This window comes from Pseudomonas sp. 2957 (genome assembly GCF_031456345.1).
Lineage (GTDB): Bacteria > Pseudomonadota > Gammaproteobacteria > Pseudomonadales > Pseudomonadaceae > Aquipseudomonas > Aquipseudomonas siliginis.
In genome coordinates this window covers 643455-661668 of the sequence record NZ_JAVDUL010000003.1, presented here as the reverse complement: position 1 = coordinate 661668, position 18214 = coordinate 643455, and the positions used below count along the sequence as shown (strand labels likewise).

The following is an 18214-nucleotide window of genomic DNA, read 5'->3' as shown; positions in this document are numbered from 1 at the left end:
GGAATCCGCTCCCGACCAGTTAGATGCCTATGTGTATCTCAAGGCTGGCTTATTCAGCGTCCTCGCGCGCCCAGTCACGGGTGCGGCTGACGGCTTTTTTCCAGCCTTTGTAGAGTTTCTCTTTCTCGGTTTCGTCAAGGCTCGGTTCGAACTCGCGCTCGATCACTGCCTTGCCGCGCAATTCTTCCAGGCTGCCCCAGAAACCGCAGGCCAGGCCGGCCAGATAAGCCGCGCCGAGTGCGGTGGTTTCGCGCATTTGCGGGCGTTCGACCTGGGTGCCGAGGATGTCGGCCTGGAACTGCATGAGGAAGTTGTTCGCCACCGCACCGCCGTCCACGCGCAGAGCTTTGAGGCGTTCGCCGGAATCCTGTTGCATGGCGTCGAGTACGTCGCGGGTCTGGTAGGCGATCGACTCCAGCGCGGCGCGGATGATGTGATCCACACGTACGCCGCGCGTCAGGCCGAACAGTGCGCCACGGGCATACGGGTCCCAGTACGGCGCGCCGAGACCGGTGAACGCCGGCACCAGATACACGCCGTTGCTGTCCTTGACCTTGTTGGCAAAGTATTCGGTGTCGTGGGCGTCGTTGACGATTTTCAGTTCATCACGCAGCCACTGCACGGTCGAACCGCCGTTGAACACGGCACCCTCCAGTGCGTAGGCAACTTCGCCGCGCGGGCCGCAGGCGATGGTGGTGAGCATGCCGTGCTGGGATTTCACCGCTTTGTCGCCGGTGTTCATCAGCAGGAAGCAACCGGTGCCGTAGGTGTTTTTCGCCTGGCCCGGCTCGACGCACATCTGCCCGAACAGTGCTGCCTGCTGGTCGCCGGCGATACCGCCGATGGCGATGCCGCTCTTGGTGCGGCCGTATATTTCCGAGGACGCTTTGACTTCCGGGAGCATCTCGCGGGGGATGTCGAGGATCTCCAGCATCTTCGAGTCCCACTCCAGCGAATGGATATTGAAGAGCATGGTGCGCGAGGCGTTGGTGTAATCGGTGACGTGCACCTTGCCGCCGGTGAATTTCCAGATCAGCCAGCTATCGACGGTGCCGAACAGCAGCTCGCCGTTGCGCGCACGCTCGCGGCTGCCTTCGACGTTATCGAGGATCCACTTCAGTTTGGTGCCGGAGAAGTACGGGTCGGTGACCAGGCCGGTGGTGTCACGGATGTAGTCTTCGTGGCCATCGCGCTTGAGCTGCTGGCAGATCTCGGTGCTGCGGCGGCACTGCCAGACGATCGCGTTATACACGGGGCGGCCGGTGGTCTTGTCCCAGACCACGGTGGTTTCACGCTGGTTGGTGATACCGATCGCGGCAACCTGGTCATGGTGCAGGCCGGCTTGCGCCAGCGCTTCAACCATCACCGCGCTCTGGGTGGCGAAAATTTCCATCGGGTCGTGCTCGACCCAACCGGCCTGCGGGTAATGCTGAACGAATTCGCGCTGCGCGGTGCAGACTACGTTCGCGTCGCGGTCGAAGATGATCGCGCGCGAACTGGTCGTACCCTGATCAAGGGCAATGATGTAGTTCTTGTTCTGAATGTCGGTCATGTCGATTGCCTTGGACGAAAAAAACGAGAGTGGGCCGTGGCGCCGGCTCGGATGGGCAGGAGCCGGCGCCGACTGTTTCAAGAAGTTCTTGGTTTGCCGTCAATGGCCGGTTCTGCATCCTTTGTAGCAGGTGTGGCGCCGGTCAGGTGACGGGCGATGAGCCCGCGATACCCGGCAGCGCCGAGGCAGGCACCGACAATCGGTGCAAAAATCGGAATCAGGAAATACGGAATATCACGACCACCGGTGAAGGAAATTTCACCCCAACCGGTAAAGAAAGTCATCAGTTTCGGACCGAAGTCACGCGCAGGGTTCATCGCGAAACCGGTCAGCGGACCCATCGCACTGCCGATCACGGCAATCAGCAAACCGATCAGCAGCGGCGCCATCGGGCCGCGTGGCAGGCCGTTGTTGTCATCGGTCAGGGCCATGATCACGCCCATCAGGATCGCGGTGATGATCATCTCGACCAGAAATGCCTGGGCCGTCGACAGCACCGGGTTCGGGTAGGTGGAGAACACCGACGCCAATTCAAGGCTGGCGGCCGAGCCACGAATCATCTGGTGGGTTTGTTCGTAATCGAAGAACAGATTGCTGTAGAGCGTGTAGACCAGCAATGCGCCGCAGAAGGCGCCGGCAATCTGCGAAAGGATGTAGAACGGCAGTTTGCGCTTTTCGAAGTCAGCGAAGATTGCCAGAGCAATGCTCACTGCCGGGTTCAGGTGCGCGCCGGAAACCCCGGCGGTGAGGTAGATCGCCATGCTCACGCCGACGCCCCAGATGATGCTGATCTCCCACAGGCCGAAGCTGGCACCTGCGACTTTGAGCGCGGCGACACAACCGGTGCCGAAGAAGATCAGAAGGGCGGTGCCCAGAAACTCGGCCATGCATTGGCCGGAAAGCGATGGTTGCGGTAAAGCAGCTGTCATTGAAAACCTCGGTTCTTTTTCTTGTGTGGCGCCTTGCCAACGGAGCAGGGCGCGATCTTCACCGGGTCGGAATCCCCATTCGGTTCCCGGGTTACTGCTGGGTACTGCGTTGAGCATGATTCTTACATTATTCAGATTCGAAAAAATATAGACAAGAAACAAACCTGTCAAAGGTCGAAAGTGAACTGTCGGTCACAATAAAACTATTCGCCATGTGAATGATCAGCGCGGCGATCAGCTTGAATGCAGCGCGAAGCTACGGGATTCGCGGCTTGGAATAGAGCCTTTTGCCCAACGATGACCTAGAATCCGCCGCAGGTTTTTTCAAAGATTGCCGAACCCGGAGCTGCCATGACCCCAGCGTTGGACTTGTTGAAAAAAGTTCGTGCCGAACATCGCGTGCACAGTTACGAACATGATCCGAAGGCCGCGTCCTATGGGCTGGAGGCGGCGGAGAAGCTCGGGCTCGCACCGGCGCAAGTGTTCAAAACCTTGCTGGCCGCCAGTGAAAAAGGCGAACTGCTGGTGGCTGTGGTGCCGGTCGTCGGAACGCTTGATCTCAAAGGGCTGGCCCATGCCGCGGGAGTGAAGAAAGCCGAAATGGCTGATCCCGCTGCCGCGCAACGCTCCACCGGCTACCTGTTGGGCGGCATCAGCCCGCTCGGGCAGAAGAAACGCCTGCGCACCTTCATCGACAGTTCCGCTCAGAGGTTCGCGACTATTTATGTGAGTGCCGGGCGGCGAGGACTGGAAGTGGAATTGGCGCCGGCAGTATTGGCTGAGCACACCCAGGCGCAGTTCGCCGATATCGGCCGGGCTTAAAATGCGCGCCAGCTGTATGAAGAAAAAATTGCGCTTCTGTCACTGGCACTGATCCGGGCCGCCGTTGCATGCTCGGTCGACCAATTCAGGGAGAAAATCATGCAGCTTGCGTTTCATCAGGTCGACGCGTTCAGTGATCGGCCGTTCAGTGGCAACCCTGCGATGGTCTATCGGCTCGACAGCTGGCTGGCCGATGACTTGATGCAGAAGATCGCCGCCGAACACAACTTGGCGGAGACTGCGTTTCTGGTGCGCGAAGGTCAGGCCTGGCATATCCGCTGGTTCACTCCGACTACTGAAGTGCCGCTGTGCGGGCATGCGACCCTGGCCAGCGCGTTTGTACTGTTCGAAATCCATAAGGAAAGTGCCGAGCGCATCGACTTCATCTGCAAGTCCGGGCCGCTGAGTGTCAGCCGCGAAGGCGACCGCTTGTGGCTGGATTTCCCGACCATCGTGCCTTCGGAAATCGGCGTGACGCTGGATGTCGAGCGGGCGCTGGGTGTCGAGGCTGTTGATGTGCTCGGCTCCAACGAACTGTTCGTGGTGCTGGAATCGGAGCAGGCCGTGCTCGACTGCAGACCGGACATGGCGGCACTGGCGAAACTGCCATGGCTGGGTGCAATCGTCACCGCGCGTGGCAATCAGCACGACTTCGTCTCGCGCTATTTCGCCCCGGCCATCGGTATCAATGAAGACCCGGTGACCGGCTCGACCCATTGCAGCCTGATTCCGTACTGGGCCAAACGTCTGGGCAAATCGAACCTGACCGCGTGCCAGCGCTCGGCGCGGGGCGGGGAGTTGTTCTGTCGGCTGGAAGGTGAGCGGGTGAAGATTGGCGGCAATGCGACGCTTGTGGCCAGCGGTACCCTGTTTTTAGGCTGAGGCAATACCAACTGTGGGAGCGAGCCTGCTCGCGAAAGCGCTCTTCAGTCAACATCTTCGGCGACTGAAACACCGCATTCGCGAGCAGGCTCGCTCCCACAATTTTTATCCAGTGCGGATCAAAGGCTGGTGCTGAACCGACGGACGCCGTTTTCCACCGCCGGAATCTGCGCCGCCGTGCTGCCGGATGCCTGGAACAGCACCAGGTGATCCGCCGCTACGCGAATCCCGACCTGCGCGCCAACCAGATGATCGGCGTGGCTGGGGAAGATCGATTCCAGCTGCGCGCCGGTCGGCAGTTGCAGGCGATACAAGGTCGCCGCGCCGAGGAATGTCTTGCCGACAATCTGCGCCTTCAATGGGCTGTCCGGTGCATAAACAATGTCATCCGGACGCAACAGCACATCCACTGCACCGCCAATCGGCCAGGTGTAAGCGCGGTTGCCGCGCAGTTCACCCAGCTCGGTCTGCACCGATTCCGGGGTGACGAGCTGGCCGCGAATGAAATAGCCCTGACCGATGAAACTGGCGACATACGGCGTCGCCGGTTCGTGATAGAGGTTGTAGGGCGTATCCCACTGTTCCAGCCGACCTTCCTTGAACACGCCAACATGATCGCTGACGGCAAAGGCTTCTTCCTGATCGTGGGTGACCAGAATCGCGCTGGTACCACGGGCCTTGAGGATGTCGCGCACCTCATGGCTGAGCTTGCGGCGCAGTTCGCCATCGAGATTGGAGAACGGCTCGTCGAGCAGCAGCAACTGCGGCTCCGGCGCCAGGGCGCGGGCGAGGGCGACGCGCTGTTGCTGACCGCCGGACAATTCGTGGGGGAAGCGCTTGCCGAGGTTTTTCAGGTTGACCAGTTCCAGCAGCTCTTCGACCACGCGCGCCTTGTTCGGGTGCTTACGAATGCCGAAAGCGATGTTGTCGGCCACGCTCAGGTGCGGGAACAGCGCGTAGTCCTGAAACACCATGCCGATCCGGCGTTTCTCCGGCGCCAGGGTGAAACCGGCACTGGACAGGGTTTCGCCACCGAGGGTGATTTCGCCTTCATGCACCGGTTCGAAACCGGCGATTGCGCGCAGGGTGGTGGTCTTGCCGCAGCCGGACGAGCCGAGCAGGCAGCCGATGTCGCCGGCGTTGAGGTGCAGATTGAGGTTCTGCACCACGCGTTGATCTTGGTAGCCGCAAGCGAGGTTGCGCAGGTTCAGCAGTAATTCATGGCTCATGCGTGGTGATATGCCGGTTCGACGAGGAACTCGAGCAGGGCCTTCTGTGCGTGGAGACGGTTTTCTGCCTGATCCCAGGCGACGGAGCGCGGGTCATCGAGCAGGTCGAGACTGATTTCTTCGCCACGGTGCGCCGGCAGGCAGTGCATGAACAGCACGTCCTCGGCAGCGAGGTCGAGCAAGGCACGGTTGACCTGAAACGGCGCGAACAGCTTGAGGCGCTTGGCAGTTTCCTCTTCCTGACCCATCGAAGTCCAGACATCGGTGCTGACCAGATGCGCGCCACGCACGGCGTCCTGCGGATCGCGGACGATGGTCACGCGATCACCAGCCTGGGCGACGAATTCCGGGTTCGGCTCGTAGCCTTCCGGGCAGGCAACGCGCAACTGGAAGTCGAACTGGATCGCCGCTTCTATATAGCTGTTGCACATGTTGTTGCCGTCACCGATCCAGGCCACGGTCTTGCCCTGGATCGAGCCACGGTGTTCGAGGAAGGTCTGCATGTCGGCGAGCAACTGGCACGGGTGCAGATCATCGGACAGGCCGTTGATCACCGGCACGCGCGAGTTGGCGGCGAATTCGGTGAGGGTGCTGTGGGCGAAGGTGCGGATCATCACCGCATCGAGCATGCTCGACATGACGATGGCGCAATCGCTGATCGGCTCGCCACGGCCCAGTTGGGTGTCGCGCGGGGACAGGAAGATTGCCTGGCCGCCGAGCTGGATCATGCCGGCCTCGAAGGAGATCCGGGTACGGGTCGAGGATTTTTCGAAGATCATCCCCAGCACGCGGTTTTTCAGAGGCTCGAACAGTACGCCGCGGTTACGCAGGTCTTTGAGCTCAACGCCTCGACGGATCACGCTGACCAGCTCTTCGGGCGTGCAATCCATCAGGGAGAGAAAGTGCCTTGCGCTCATCATTGACTACCTTTTTGCTACAGACCGCAGATGCTCAAAGCCTTGTTTAACGGAACAACGGGCGAGACCTGCGGCGTAAGCCGCACGGGGCGACGAAATAGGGGAAGGCGCGATATTGACACTAAATGTCGCGTTTTTCCAATAGGGTACTTTTGTCAGCGGGATTCGGAGCGCGGACCGAGCATTTCGATCACGCATATTGAAGCCGGATTCAGTACAGCGGTGAGCCTCTTTGTACACTGGCGCCGCCGCGCTTGGCAATGCGCCGCGACGGCAACGCAGCGGTCCTGGTCGGTTTGCGAACGCTGCGCCACCGATTCGCTTGGTCGGATGTTCAGACTGAAACATTTGCTAAAGCAAAGTGCTGGGTTATAAATAAGTTTCGAGCGACGCAGGAAGCCTCCGCATGGAATCGAAAGAACAACTGTTAATGGAGCTGCTGGGCCACACGGCTCGCTCTCTGACCCATCTCACCGCGTCAGTCACCTCGATGTCTTTCGAGTTGCTGCGCAGTGACGACGAAGTGGTCAAATCCGCCGGCCGACACATGATCGATCGCATGGCCACCATCAGCGCCGGGCTTGATGAGCACTGGCGGTTGATCGGCGAGCTCACCGGCGTGCACGTCGCCCACGAGCAGATCGAAACCATCCAGGAAATCCAGCTGGCCGCACCGCCGCAGTTGCCTTCGAACTGATCGCGACGGTTTATCGGCTGCCCTGATAACCGTCGATTCACGAGACGAACGTCGCTGGCGCCTGCTCCGCGCACGGGCCATAGTTTTGTTCCCGCGGGCGTGATTGCCTGCCCCCGAACAAGACAGAGACTGGCCATGACCAAGACTCTTCACCACCGTGCGTGCCACCTGTGCGAAGCCATTTGCGGGCTGACCATCGAAACTACGGAAACCGATGGCGATGTCGCGATCACCTCGATCAAGGGTGATGCCCTCGACACCTTCAGCCGCGGCCATATCTGCCCGAAAGCCGTGGCCCTGCAAGATATTCAGAACGATCCCGATCGCCTGCGTCAGCCGATGCGCCGCGTCGGCAGCGAATGGCTGCCGATCAAGTGGGACGAGGCGTTTGCCTTGGTGGCCGAGAAACTCGCGGCGATTCAGGAACGTCACGGCCAGAACGCCGTTGCGGTGTATCAGGGCAATCCGAGCGTGCACAACTACGGCCTGATGACCCACAGCAATTACTTCCTGGGGTTGCTGAAAACCCGCAATCGCTATTCGGCAACGTCGGTCGATCAACTGCCGCACCACCTCAGCAGCTATCTGATGTACGGCCACGGCTTGCTGTTGCCGATTCCGGACATCGATCACACCGATTTCATGCTGATCCTCGGCGGTAATCCGCTGGCGTCCAACGGCAGCATCATGACCGTGCCGGACGTCGAGAAGCGCCTGAAGGCGATTCAGGCGCGCGGTGGCAAAGTGGTGGTAGTCGATCCGCGCCGCAGCGAAACCGCAGCGATGGCCGATCAGCACGTGTTCGTCCGCCCGGGCGGCGATGCGGCGTTGCTGTTCGGCATGCTCAATACGCTGTTCAGCGAAGGCCTGACCCGCGACAGCCATTTGCCGGTCGATGGCCTCGACGAAGTGCGAAACGCCGTGGCTGAATTCAGCGCCGAAGCGATGAGCCCGCTCTGCGCGGTGCCTGCCGAACAGATTCGCCAACTGGCGCGCGACTTCGCTGCCGCACCGAGTGCCGTCTGCTATGGGCGCATGGGCGTCTCGACCCAGGCCTTCGGCACTCTCTGTCATTGGGTGGTGCAGTTGATCAACCTGGTCACCGGCAACCTCGACCGCGTTGGTGGTGCACTGTGCACCGAACCCGCTGTGGATCTGGTGGCGTCGACCTCGGGCGGGCATTTCAACAAATGGCAGAGCCGCGTTTCCGGTCGTCCTGAATACGGCGGCGAGTTGCCGGTCTCGGCGCTGGCCGAAGAAATGCTCACCGAGGGCGAGGGGCAGATCCGCGCGCTGATCACCGTCGCCGGCAACCCGGTGTTGTCGACACCCAACGGCCGGCAACTGGAACAGGCGCTGGACGGCCTCGACTTCATGCTCAGCATCGACCTGTACATCAACGAAACCACGCGCTATGCCGATCTGATCCTGCCGTCGACCTCGGCGCTGGAAAACGATCACTACGACACCACTTTCAACCTGTTTGCGGTGCGTAACGTGACCCGCTTCAATCGCGCGATCCTCGCCAAGCCCGAGGGTGCGCTGCACGACTGGGAGATCTTCGTCGGTTTGGCCAAGGCCTTCGCCGAGAAAACCGGCAAGGAGCTGAAACCGACGATGCCGCCGGCGAAGATGATCGACATGGGCCTGCGCATGGGCCGCTACGGCGATGCGTCCGAGCACAAGTTGTCGTTGGCGACGCTGTTCGATCATCCGCATGGCGTGGATCTGGGTGCGCTGAAGCCGAATCTGGCATCACGTCTGAAAACGCCGAATCAGCGTATCCAGGCCGCACCGCCGGAAATTCTCGCTGATCTCGCACGCTTTGCCGCGTTGCAGGCGCCGGCTGCCGATGAGTTGTTGATGATCGGCCGCCGCCATGTGCGCAGCAACAATTCGTGGATGCACAACTTCCATCGACTGGTGAAGGGCAAGCCGCGGCATCAGTTGCTGATGCACCCGGATGATCTGGCCAGCCGTGGCCTGGCCGACGGGCAACGGGTTCGGGTGAGTTCGCGGGTCGGGCAGATCGAGGTGGAAGTGCTCGCCAGTCTCGACATGATGAAAGGCGTGGTCAGCCTGCCGCACGGCTGGGGCCATGCGCGCCCGGGCGTGCAGATGGCGATCGCCAGCGGCCAGCCGGGGTCGAGCGCCAACGACCTGACCGACGAGTGTCAGCTTGACGAACTGTCGGGCAACGCGGCGTTGAACGGTGTGCCGGTGACAGTGGCGGCGGCTTGAGCGGGTCTGTCGGGGAGACCGAGCATGGCGCTCGGGATTCCGTTACAATGCGCCACCGTGCCGACCTCTGAGTCGGAAAGTTCAGCCGAGGTGCTCCATGGATATCATCGAAACGATTAAAGAGCAGATTGCCAACAACACCATTCTGCTTTACATGAAAGGCTCGCCGAATGCCCCGCAGTGCGGCTTCTCCGCAAAAGCTGCGCAAGCCGTGATGGCCTGTGGTGAAAAGTTCGCGTACGTGGACATCCTGCAGAACCCGGAAATCCGCGCCAACCTGCCAAAGTACGCCAACTGGCCGACTTTCCCGCAACTGTGGGTCGGCGGTGAGCTGGTCGGCGGCAGCGACATCATGACCGAGATGGCTGCAGACGGTTCGCTGCAAAGCACCATCAAGGCGGCTGTCGAAGCGGCAGCGGCGAACAAGTCCGAAGCCTGATTCTACGTTCATAGAGTTTCGCTCGACGACGCGTCTCCCGTAGGAGCTGTCGAGTGAAACGAGGCTGCGATCTTTTGATCTTCGGCCAACAAAAAGCCCCGCACCTCGAAAGAGGGCGGGGCTTTTTGTTGGTTATATGAGTTGACTGAGTATCAAGGCTGAAATCGATAAAGATCGCCGCCTCGTTTCACTCGACAGCTCCTACTCTTCGCCCATCTGCGACTGCAGATAGTTTTCCAGGCCGATCTTGTCGATCAGGCCGAGCTGGGTTTCCAGCCAGTCGATGTGTTCTTCTTCCGACTCGAGAATGTCTTCGAGCAGTTCACGGCTGCCGAAGTCGCCAACGGTTTCGCAATGGGCGATGGCGGCTTTCAGGTCAGCGTGGCCGGTCTTTTCGATGCGCAGGTCGCATTCGAGCATTTCGCGGGTGTGTTCGCCGATGTGCAGCTTGCCCAGGTCCTGAACGTTCGGCAGGCCTTCAAGGAACAGGATGCGCTTGATCAGCTTGTCCGCGTGTTTCATCTCGTCGATGGATTCGTGATATTCGTGCTTGCCGAGCTTGTTCAGACCCCAATCTTCATACATGCGCGCATGCAGGAAGTACTGATTGATCGCGACCAGCTCATTGGCAAGGATCTTGTTGAGATGCTGGATGACTGTAATGTCGCCTTTCATGATCGGAGTCCTGCCCTGTATTAACTGTATATAAGGCGGAGTTTGAGCTTGGTGTTTATAAGTGTCAAACCTAAGTTATTGAATAATAAATGAAAATTAATCGGAATAAGAATGTTTGTGTTCCGCGTCTGGACGCTAAGCAATTGATTTTCAGGCATAAAAAAACCGGACGCGAAGTCCGGTTCTTTGAAATGGGGGCATTTACGCAGCAGTAAATTCTACAGGGTAAGGGATCGCGGCCTGGGCGGTTTGCAGCTTGGTCAGGGTTTCGCGGACCACTTCCTTGGCAAGGCAGGCGCATTTGCCGCACTGGCTGGCGACGCCGGTGGCCTGGCGAACTTCTTTGTAGCTGCAGCAACCTTCATAGATCGCTTCGCGGATCTGTCCGTCGGTGACGCCAGTGCAGAGGCAAACATACATAAGTAAGAACCGTCGCTGGTTGTGACTCAATTGCGATGGATCTTAATGTTAACGAGAATGATTGTCAAAGTGCTTTCGGAACGCTTCGCAGCCAATTTCCCAGCGACTGACGAACGGTATTTTCCAAATGCGCGTCTGACCCCATGAATACGCAGTGGATAACCGAACAGGGAAAATCCGTTACGGACAGGCCAAACACGCAGTGTATGATGGTCGTCCCTTGCGAAGAGGGTTCGTGTCACAGGGCTGTCGCCTGAGGGTGACAGGCTGGCCCGGACCCTGAACTTCAAGTTTCTACACCAGGAGATATCAATGAGCGTACTCGTAGGCAAACAAGCCCCAGACTTCACCGTCCCGGCCGTACTCGGCAATGGCGAGATCGTTGACAGCTTCACCCTGTCCTCGGCCATCAAAGGCAAATACGGCCTGGTGTTCTTCTACCCGCTGGACTTCACCTTCGTCTGCCCGTCCGAGCTGATCGCTCTGGACAACCGCATGGCTGACTTCAAGGCGCGCAACGTTGAAGTGATCGCTGTGTCGATCGACTCGCACTTCACCCACAACGCCTGGCGCAACACTCCAGTGAACAATGGCGGCATCGGCCAGGTGAAATACACCATGGCTGCCGACATGAAGCACGACATCGCCAAGGCTTACGACGTTGAATCCGAAGGCGGCGTGGCTTTCCGCGGCGCGTTCCTGATCGACGACAAAGGCGTGGTTCGCTCGCAGATCATCAACGACCTGCCGCTGGGCCGTAACATGGAAGAGCTGATCCGTCTGGTCGACGCGCTGCAATTCCACGAAGAGCACGGCGAAGTCTGCCCGGCCAACTGGAAGAAAGGCGACAAAGGCATGAACGCTTCGCCAGAAGGCGTTGCGGCTTACCTGACCGAAAACGCTGCTGCCCTGTAAGGCGCAACGTCGAGGTAGAAAAAAACCGGCCCATGTGGCCGGTTTTTTTATGCGCGGGATTTGTTCGCCGAGGATCAGTCGTCGAAGTCTTCCCAGCCGCCCATCTGTTTCCAGCGATTGACGATGCCGCAGAACAGCTCAGCGGTCTTTTCGGTGTCGTAGCGCGCCGAGTGCGCCTCACGACCGTCGAAATCGATGCCGGCGGCCTGACAGGCTTTCGCCAGCACTGTCTGACCGTACGCCAGACCCGCCAGAGTCGCCGTGTCGAAACTGGAGAACGGGTGGAACGGGTTGCGCTTCATGTCCAGGCGCGCAACTGCTGCGTTGAGAAAGCCCAGATCGAAGCTGCTGTTGTGCCCGACCAGAATCGCCCGCTTGCAGCCGTTGGCTTTCAGGGCCTTGCGGATGCCACGGAAAATATCGGTCAGCGCGGTTTCTTCACTGACGGCCATGCGCAGCGGGTGATCGAGCTTGATCCCGGTGAACTCCAGCGCTGCCGCTTCAACGTTCGCACCTTCGAATGGCTCGACGCGGAAGAAGTAGGTGTGATCCGGGTAGACGAAGCCCTTTTCATCCATGGCGATGGTGGTCGCGGCAATCTCCAGCAGGGCATCGGTGGCTGCGTTGAAGCCACCGGTTTCTACGTCGACGACAACCGGCAGGTAGCCGCGAAAACGCGCTGCCATCGGGTGACGGGAACCGCCGCCACCACTTTGACCGTCCAGCTCATCGTCGAAATGCTCTTCACTCACGCGTGTTCCTCCAGCAGGCGCCAGCGCAGTTTTTCACCGGCGCGCAGCGGGATAACGGTCAGCTCGCCAAATGGCAGGCTGGTTGGGGCGGTCCATTCTTCGCGAACCAGGGTGATGCGATCGGTGTTTGCCGGCAGGCCGTAGAAACGCGGGCCGTTGAGGCTGGCGAAGGTTTCGAGCTTGTCCAGCGCATTACGCTGTTCAAACGCTTCGGCATACATCTCGATGGCGGCGTAGGCGGTGTAGCAACCGGCGCAACCGCAGGCGGCTTCCTTGGCGTGCTGGGCGTGGGGCGCCGAGTCGGTGCCGAGGAAGAACTTGGCGCTGCCGCTGGTGGCGGCATCGAGCAAGGCTTCCTGATGGGTGTTGCGCTTGAGAATCGGCAAGCAGTAGAAGTGCGGCCGAATCCCGCCGACCAGCATGTGGTTACGGTTGTACAACAGGTGGTGCGCGGTGATGGTCGCGCCGACGTTGGCCGATGCCTCGTTGACGAATTGCACGGCGTCACCGGTGGTGATGTGCTCGAACACCACTTTCAGCGTCGGGAAGCGCTCGACCACGCGGCGCATGTGCTCATCGATGAAGATTTTTTCGCGGTCGAACACATCGACGTCGCCACGGGTGACTTCACCGTGGATCAACAGCGGCATGCCGACTTCGGCCATGGCTTCGAGCGCCGGGAAGATCTTGTCGATGCTGGTCACGCCGGAATCGGAATTGGTGGTCGCGCCGGCCGGGTAAAGCTTGGCGGCGTAGACGAAACCGCTGGCCTTGGCCTGACGAATTTCTTCCGGTTGGGTGCGGTCGGTGAGGTACAGCACCATCAACGGCTCGAACTGACTGCCGGCCGGGCGGGCAGCGAGAATGCGCTGACGATAGCCGTCGGCTTCAGCGGCGTTGCGCACCGGCGGTACCAGGTTCGGCATGATGATCGCGCGCCCGAAGGTGCGGGCCACATCGGCAACGGTATTGGTCAACACGGCACCATCGCGAAGATGAATGTGCCAGTCGTCGGGACGCAGCAGGGTCAGGCGGTCGGACATGAGGGGATTCCAGGCGGGTCAAACTGAGGCGAATGCTACCGGAAAAGACTCTTGCAGGCACCCGCTATCAAGTTTTGCCACAAGCGTCCGATATCCCGAAGGTATGCCGTAAACATTGTGTGAATCGGTGTTTGTGTTTCACAAGCCAATGGAGCCTCCCGTGCGCCAGCGTTATTTAGCCCTGCTCAGTGTGTTTGCCAGCCTTCCCGCGATGGCGCTGACTTACCAGACCCGTCTGGAGAACATTGAGTGGACGGTCGCCGGCGACCAGTTCGAATGCCGCCTGACGCAACCGATCACTGATTTCGGCTCGGGCGAGTTCGTGCGCAAGGCCGGTGAGCAGGCGATCTTTCGCCTGAACGCCTACAACGCCATGCTTGGTGGCGGCTCGGCGACGTTGCTCGCTGCCGCTGCACCGTGGCAGCCGGGGCGAGGCGATATCAATCTGGGCTCGGTACGGCTGGGCAGTGGCAATGTGTTGTTCAACAGCTCGCAATCCCAGGCCGGTGGGCTGATCAGCGGTCTGCTGGACGGCCGTAGCCCGGTAGTTCGCCGTGCGTCTGGCGATGGCCGGGTGTCGGAAGTGCGTTTGTTGCCGGTGAAATTCAGCAAGGCGTTCAACGACTATCAAGGCTGCGTGGCGAAATTGCTGCCGCAGAATTTCGACCAGATCAAGCAGTCGCAGATCGGCTTTCCCGGCGAGGGCGTCGAGCTGGACCCGGCTGCCAAGGCCAAGCTGCAAGTGATGCTCGAATACATGAAGGCCGACCCGACGGTGAACCACATTGACCTCGACGGCCATTCCGACAACAGCGGCAATCGTCTGACCAACCGCGAATTGTCGCGCCGCCGCGCGCTGGCGGTAGTCGATTTCTTCAAGGCCAACGGCATTCAGGAATCGCAGATCACCGTGCGTTTCCACGGCGAGCAGTATCCGATCGTGCCGAACACCAGCAAAGCCAATCGTGCGAAGAATCGCCGGGTCAACGTGAAACTGTCGCGTGTGGCTCCAACCACAGCTCCTGCGCCAGCGCCGCAAGCGAGTACGCCAGCCACCGCCGCAACGACTTCCTGACTCGCCGGTCATCGTCGCGCTCTCGACAGATTCTGTCGCTTTGTCGTCTTAAGCTGTCGCGCCTCTGTAAATTATCGCGTTTGAGCGGTAGACTCCCCGGCTTTCCGTAGAACCCCGTGGAGTGATGGCATGGCGGACGTAAACAAGGTCGTTCTGGCGTATTCCGGCGGCCTGGACACTTCGGTGATCCTCAAGTGGCTGCAGGATACTTATAACTGTGAAGTGGTGACTTTCACCGCCGATCTCGGTCAAGGCGAAGAGGTCGAGCCGGCCCGCGCCAAGGCTCAGGCCATGGGCGTCAAAGAAATCTACATCGACGATCTGCGCGAAGAGTTCGTGCGTGATTTCGTGTTCCCGATGTTCCGCGCCAACACCGTTTACGAAGGCGAGTACCTGCTGGGTACTTCCATCGCCCGTCCGCTGATCGCCAAGCGCCTGATCGAAATCGCCAACGAAACCGGCGCCGACGCCATTTCCCATGGCGCCACCGGCAAGGGCAACGACCAGGTGCGCTTCGAACTGGGCGCCTACGCGCTCAAGCCAGGCGTGAAAGTCATCGCCCCTTGGCGCGAGTGGGACCTGCTGTCGCGCGAGAAGCTGATGGACTACGCCGAGAAGCACGCGATCCCGATCGAACGCCACGGCAAGAAAAAATCTCCGTACTCGATGGACGCCAACTTGCTGCACATCTCCTATGAAGGCGGCGTGCTGGAAGACACCTGGACCGAGCACGAAGAAGACATGTGGCGCTGGACCGTCTCCCCGGAGAAGGCTCCCGACACCCCGCAATACCTGGAACTGACTTACCGCAACGGCGACATCGTCGCGCTGGACGGCGTCGAAATGACCCCGGCCACCGTACTGGCGACGCTGAACAAGATCGGCGGCGAGCACGGCATCGGTCGTCTCGACATCGTCGAAAACCGTTACGTCGGCATGAAGTCCCGTGGCTGCTACGAGACCCCGGGTGGCACCATCATGCTGCGCGCTCACCGCGCCATCGAATCGATCACTCTGGACCGCGAAGTCGCTCACCTCAAAGACGAGCTGATGCCCAAGTACGCCAGCCTGATCTACACCGGCTACTGGTGGAGCCCTGAGCGTCTGATGCTGCAACAGATGATCGACGCTTCGCAGGTCAACGTGAACGGCGTAGTGCGCCTGAAGCTGTACAAGGGCAACGTCATCGTCACCGGCCGCAAGTCCGACGATTCGCTGTTCGACGCCAACATCGCCACCTTCGAAGAAGATGGCGGCGCTTACAACCAAGCCGATGCGGCGGGCTTCATCAAGCTCAACGCGCTGCGCATGCGCATTGCTGCCAACAAGGGCCGCAAGTTGTTCTGAGTGGCTCAGACCGACGCGCAATAAAAAAGGCGGCCTGTTGAGGGCCGCCTTTTTTTATCTTTTTTTTCTGGTTCATCAGGCTCCCTCGTGTATCTGCGCGCAGTCTTGACCCGGTTCAACTGGTTCGTCCCAGTAATGTCACCGTCTGCGAACACAGGTTATATACGATGCACAGTGTGGCTCCTGAGCCTTTCTTGGCCTGCCTGATCTGTTGCAATGCGGAGTGGGCAAGCGCGTCCGACGCATGATTACAAAGAAATACGAGAACCCGCGCGTGCTTTTTATCGACGCCTTTTAGCGTTTCGAAGATGGCATCGAATTCCTTCGCTGCATCAACTTCTCTTGCGTCAATGATGTTCAGTTCACTTACCCAGGGTGACAGCTTGATATTCTGCATAACCGGATGGGATGGGTCGCGTGGACCGAGCGGTGGGTCCGGCGCGTTGTGAACTCTGCAGGGAATCGGCACTCGGCCTGGCCCGGTTTTACCCGACACGATGCAACTGGTCAGCTCAAAAGCACAACGCTCGCCTGCTTCGCGAAAGGATTCGTCCCTCTGGTTATTTTGAGTGGTTTTCAAAAAGCTTTTGTCTTTGCCGAAGTCTGAAGGCGAGTAAAGCGAGCGATGATTGAAGTTGAGAGTGATAAAGAACAGGAATAACAAGTAAAAGGGGAAACTGATCAGAAACCAGACGTAAATTTCCCGGTCCTTGTTATCGAGAAATGGTAACGATACCGCCGCCGAGGTTTCCGAAAGAATTGCAAATATGGCGATGACTGTCATGGGGTTGGTGATTTTGTTTTTTATCTTTAGCATTGTTTTGCTTCTACATGGTTTGTCTAGTTTAAGTTGGTTGTTTCAGCGATAGTAAAGGCGCTTGTGTAAGTGCGCGGCTGTTAACTAAAGTTTTATAGAATCAACGATGTTGTGTCGAACAGGTGGTTGTGTCGGTTCGTTACGTCGTATGTCCCAGTGCTTGCCCAAGGCCAATTTGACAGGTAAATCATCGTGTATGAAGGTTCGTAATTGCGCCTGTTGAAGTTTTCCAACGACCCACCATGGCGTAGGACTCGACTGCATGAAGATCAAACTCCGCCGGTGTATGAAAGATCGGAAGGCGGTTGCAATGGGGCAAGGGCAGCGAATTTGTGGGAATTATCCTCAATGCCTGTAGGGAATGTCTCTGGATGCAAATGCGTGTAAAAGTTGCCATGCCTTGAAGCAAGTGACTGGGATATCGTGCGTGTTCTAAAAATTCGAACAGCGAAAACTGGACTTGCCCATGAATAAAGTGCTGATCGTGGATGACCACCCCGTCATTCGACTTGCGGTACGTATGCTGATGGAACGGCATGGCTACGAAGTCATTGCAGAAACGGATAATGGCGTTGATGCACTACAAATTGCTCGTGAACAAATACCCGATCTTGTCATCCTGGATATTGGAATACCCAAACTCGACGGGCTGGAAGTTATTGCGCGCCTGACCTCCACTGCCATGCCGGTGAAAGTGCTGGTGCTGACTTCCCAGGCTCCCGGCCATTTTTCAATGCGTTGCATGCAATCGGGCGCAGCGGGTTACGTGTGCAAACAGCAGGATCTGACCGAATTGCTCAGTGCGATCAAGGCAGTACTGTCCGGCTACAGTTATTTTCCCAATCAGGCGCTGCACACTGTGCGCACCAGTCTGGGCAATGCGAGTGAAGCGGACATGGTTGATCGTCTGTCCGGGCGGGAAATGATGGTGTTGCAGCAGTTGGCGCGCGGCAAGACCAACAAGGAAATCGCCGATGGCATGTTTTTAAGCAACAAGACTGTGAGTACCTACAAGACTCGCCTGTTGCTGAAACTCAATGCGCGCTCTCTGGTTGATCTGATCGAGCTGGCGCAGCGCAACGGCCTGGTTTGAACGATTCGACAGCTGAGAACGTCATGGGCCGATCAAGCTCGGTTGTCGCAGAAAATGAAAAGCCTCCGTCTAGGGAGGCCTTCAGATATCACAGATCATAATCGTAGTCGGCCAATTGCCTTTGCAGTCGGCGCTCCTCAAGCAGGTTGTCGATTGTGCGACGCTTGCTAAGGTTGGTCTTGGCCACTTCAACCACCGGTTCGACCTCATCGGCGTCGGTGGCAATAAGATCCTCTTCTACATCCAGTTGCTCTGTGTCGGTACTCATGAAGTCAACTCCCGGCTAAGACTGCCTTTGGCGCTCCTTATATCGACATTACTGCGGCGGGTAAAAAAGATTTTTTCAATCGATGGATGCGAAAAACCGAT

19 protein-coding genes are annotated in these 18214 nt (G+C 58.8%); 9 read left to right on the top strand and 10 right to left on the bottom strand.

Features of this window, described 5'->3' with window-relative positions; genetic code table 11:
- Positions 1-49 precede the first annotated feature (49 nt).
- Both glpK and J2Y39_RS13425 read right to left on the bottom strand, forming a co-directional pair.
- On the bottom strand, positions 50-1552 hold the full coding sequence (glpK, locus tag J2Y39_RS13430; protein ID WP_024014162.1) for a glycerol kinase GlpK: 1503 nt from the start codon (positions 1550-1552) through the stop codon (positions 50-52).
- A gap of 77 nt (positions 1553-1629) precedes the next feature.
- Positions 1630-2481, bottom strand: coding sequence for an MIP/aquaporin family protein (locus J2Y39_RS13425; RefSeq protein WP_041479875.1), 852 nt, complete (start codon positions 2479-2481; stop codon positions 1630-1632).
- Positions 2482-2832: 351 nt separating this feature from the next.
- Here J2Y39_RS13425 and ybaK point away from each other — a divergent pair, with 351 nt between their 5' ends.
- The gene (gene ybaK / locus J2Y39_RS13420; protein WP_310218138.1) at positions 2833-3303 is read left to right on the top strand and encodes a Cys-tRNA(Pro) deacylase; all 471 of its coding nucleotides are present in this window, start codon (positions 2833-2835) and stop codon (positions 3301-3303) included.
- A 99-nt stretch (positions 3304-3402) separates the two neighbouring features.
- Positions 3403-4185 (top strand): PhzF family phenazine biosynthesis protein, encoded by a 783-nt coding sequence (locus J2Y39_RS13415; RefSeq protein ID WP_310218135.1) that lies wholly within the window; start codon positions 3403-3405, stop codon positions 4183-4185.
- Positions 4186-4304: 119 nt separating this feature from the next.
- On the opposite strand, the gene J2Y39_RS13410 is transcribed toward J2Y39_RS13415, so the two are convergent.
- Positions 4305-5414: an ABC transporter ATP-binding protein gene (locus J2Y39_RS13410; RefSeq protein WP_095181785.1), complete on the bottom strand. Its 1110-nt coding sequence runs from the start codon at positions 5412-5414 to the stop codon at positions 4305-4307.
- Positions 5411-6331 carry an ornithine carbamoyltransferase gene (argF, locus tag J2Y39_RS13405; protein ID WP_024014160.1) on the bottom strand — a complete coding sequence of 307 codons (921 nt, stop codon included), beginning with the start codon at positions 6329-6331 and terminating at the stop codon, positions 5411-5413. The genes J2Y39_RS13410 and argF overlap by 4 nt, the downstream gene beginning before the upstream one ends.
- Before the next feature lie 406 nt (positions 6332-6737).
- On the opposite strand from argF, the gene J2Y39_RS13400 reads away from it, so the two are divergent.
- From J2Y39_RS13400 to grxD, 3 genes are all read left to right on the top strand, one after another.
- Positions 6738-7028 carry a hypothetical protein gene (locus tag J2Y39_RS13400; RefSeq protein WP_041479870.1) on the top strand — a complete coding sequence of 97 codons (291 nt, stop codon included), beginning with the start codon at positions 6738-6740 and terminating at the stop codon, positions 7026-7028.
- 135 nt (positions 7029-7163) lie between these two features.
- The gene (locus J2Y39_RS13395) at positions 7164-9269 is read left to right on the top strand and encodes a molybdopterin oxidoreductase family protein (RefSeq protein WP_310218132.1); all 2106 of its coding nucleotides are present in this window, start codon (positions 7164-7166) and stop codon (positions 9267-9269) included.
- A gap of 97 nt (positions 9270-9366) precedes the next feature.
- On the top strand, positions 9367-9708 hold the full coding sequence (gene grxD / locus J2Y39_RS13390; protein WP_016773402.1) for a Grx4 family monothiol glutaredoxin: 342 nt from the start codon (positions 9367-9369) through the stop codon (positions 9706-9708).
- A gap of 201 nt (positions 9709-9909) precedes the next feature.
- Here the strand turns inward: grxD and bfr are convergent, their stop codons facing one another.
- The gene (gene bfr, locus J2Y39_RS13385) at positions 9910-10383 is read right to left on the bottom strand and encodes a bacterioferritin (RefSeq protein ID WP_016773403.1); all 474 of its coding nucleotides are present in this window, start codon (positions 10381-10383) and stop codon (positions 9910-9912) included.
- 201 nt (positions 10384-10584) lie between these two features.
- Positions 10585-10803 (bottom strand): bacterioferritin-associated ferredoxin, encoded by a 219-nt coding sequence (locus J2Y39_RS13380; RefSeq protein ID WP_003227725.1) that lies wholly within the window; start codon positions 10801-10803, stop codon positions 10585-10587.
- 312 nt (positions 10804-11115) lie between these two features.
- On the opposite strand from J2Y39_RS13380, the gene J2Y39_RS13375 reads away from it, so the two are divergent.
- Entirely contained in the window at positions 11116-11718 is a 603-nt protein-coding gene (locus tag J2Y39_RS13375) for a peroxiredoxin (protein ID WP_003227723.1), read from the top strand.
- 74 nt (positions 11719-11792) lie between these two features.
- Here the strand turns inward: J2Y39_RS13375 and rnt are convergent, their stop codons facing one another.
- Both rnt and pyrC read right to left on the bottom strand, forming a co-directional pair.
- A complete protein-coding gene (gene rnt / locus J2Y39_RS13370; protein ID WP_041479868.1) occupies positions 11793-12470 on the bottom strand; it encodes a ribonuclease T in 678 nt (225 codons plus the stop codon).
- Positions 12467-13513 carry a dihydroorotase gene (gene pyrC, locus J2Y39_RS13365; protein WP_310218129.1) on the bottom strand — a complete coding sequence of 349 codons (1047 nt, stop codon included), beginning with the start codon at positions 13511-13513 and terminating at the stop codon, positions 12467-12469. Before pyrC ends, rnt begins: the two co-directional genes overlap by 4 nt.
- A 160-nt stretch (positions 13514-13673) precedes the next feature.
- On the opposite strand from pyrC, the gene J2Y39_RS13360 reads away from it, so the two are divergent.
- Together J2Y39_RS13360 and J2Y39_RS13355 are read left to right on the top strand one after the other, a co-directional pair.
- Entirely contained in the window at positions 13674-14588 is a 915-nt protein-coding gene (locus J2Y39_RS13360; protein WP_016773406.1) for an OmpA family protein, read from the top strand.
- 129 nt (positions 14589-14717) lie between these two features.
- Positions 14718-15935 (top strand): argininosuccinate synthase, encoded by a 1218-nt coding sequence (locus tag J2Y39_RS13355; protein ID WP_007953201.1) that lies wholly within the window; start codon positions 14718-14720, stop codon positions 15933-15935.
- A 115-nt stretch (positions 15936-16050) separates the two neighbouring features.
- On the opposite strand, the gene J2Y39_RS13350 is transcribed toward J2Y39_RS13355, so the two are convergent.
- Positions 16051-16752, bottom strand: coding sequence for a hypothetical protein (locus tag J2Y39_RS13350; RefSeq protein ID WP_095181788.1), 702 nt, complete (start codon positions 16750-16752; stop codon positions 16051-16053).
- A 466-nt stretch (positions 16753-17218) separates the two neighbouring features.
- Between J2Y39_RS13350 and J2Y39_RS13345 the strand changes: the two genes are divergently transcribed.
- A complete protein-coding gene (locus J2Y39_RS13345) occupies positions 17219-17845 on the top strand; it encodes a response regulator transcription factor (RefSeq protein WP_016773408.1) in 627 nt (208 codons plus the stop codon).
- Positions 17846-17933: 88 nt separating this feature from the next.
- Here J2Y39_RS13345 and J2Y39_RS13340 read toward each other — a convergent pair whose 3' ends face one another.
- Positions 17934-18113, bottom strand: coding sequence for a PA3496 family putative envelope integrity protein (locus J2Y39_RS13340; RefSeq protein WP_041479865.1), 180 nt, complete (start codon positions 18111-18113; stop codon positions 17934-17936).
- Between the last annotated feature and the right edge of the window lie 101 nt (positions 18114-18214).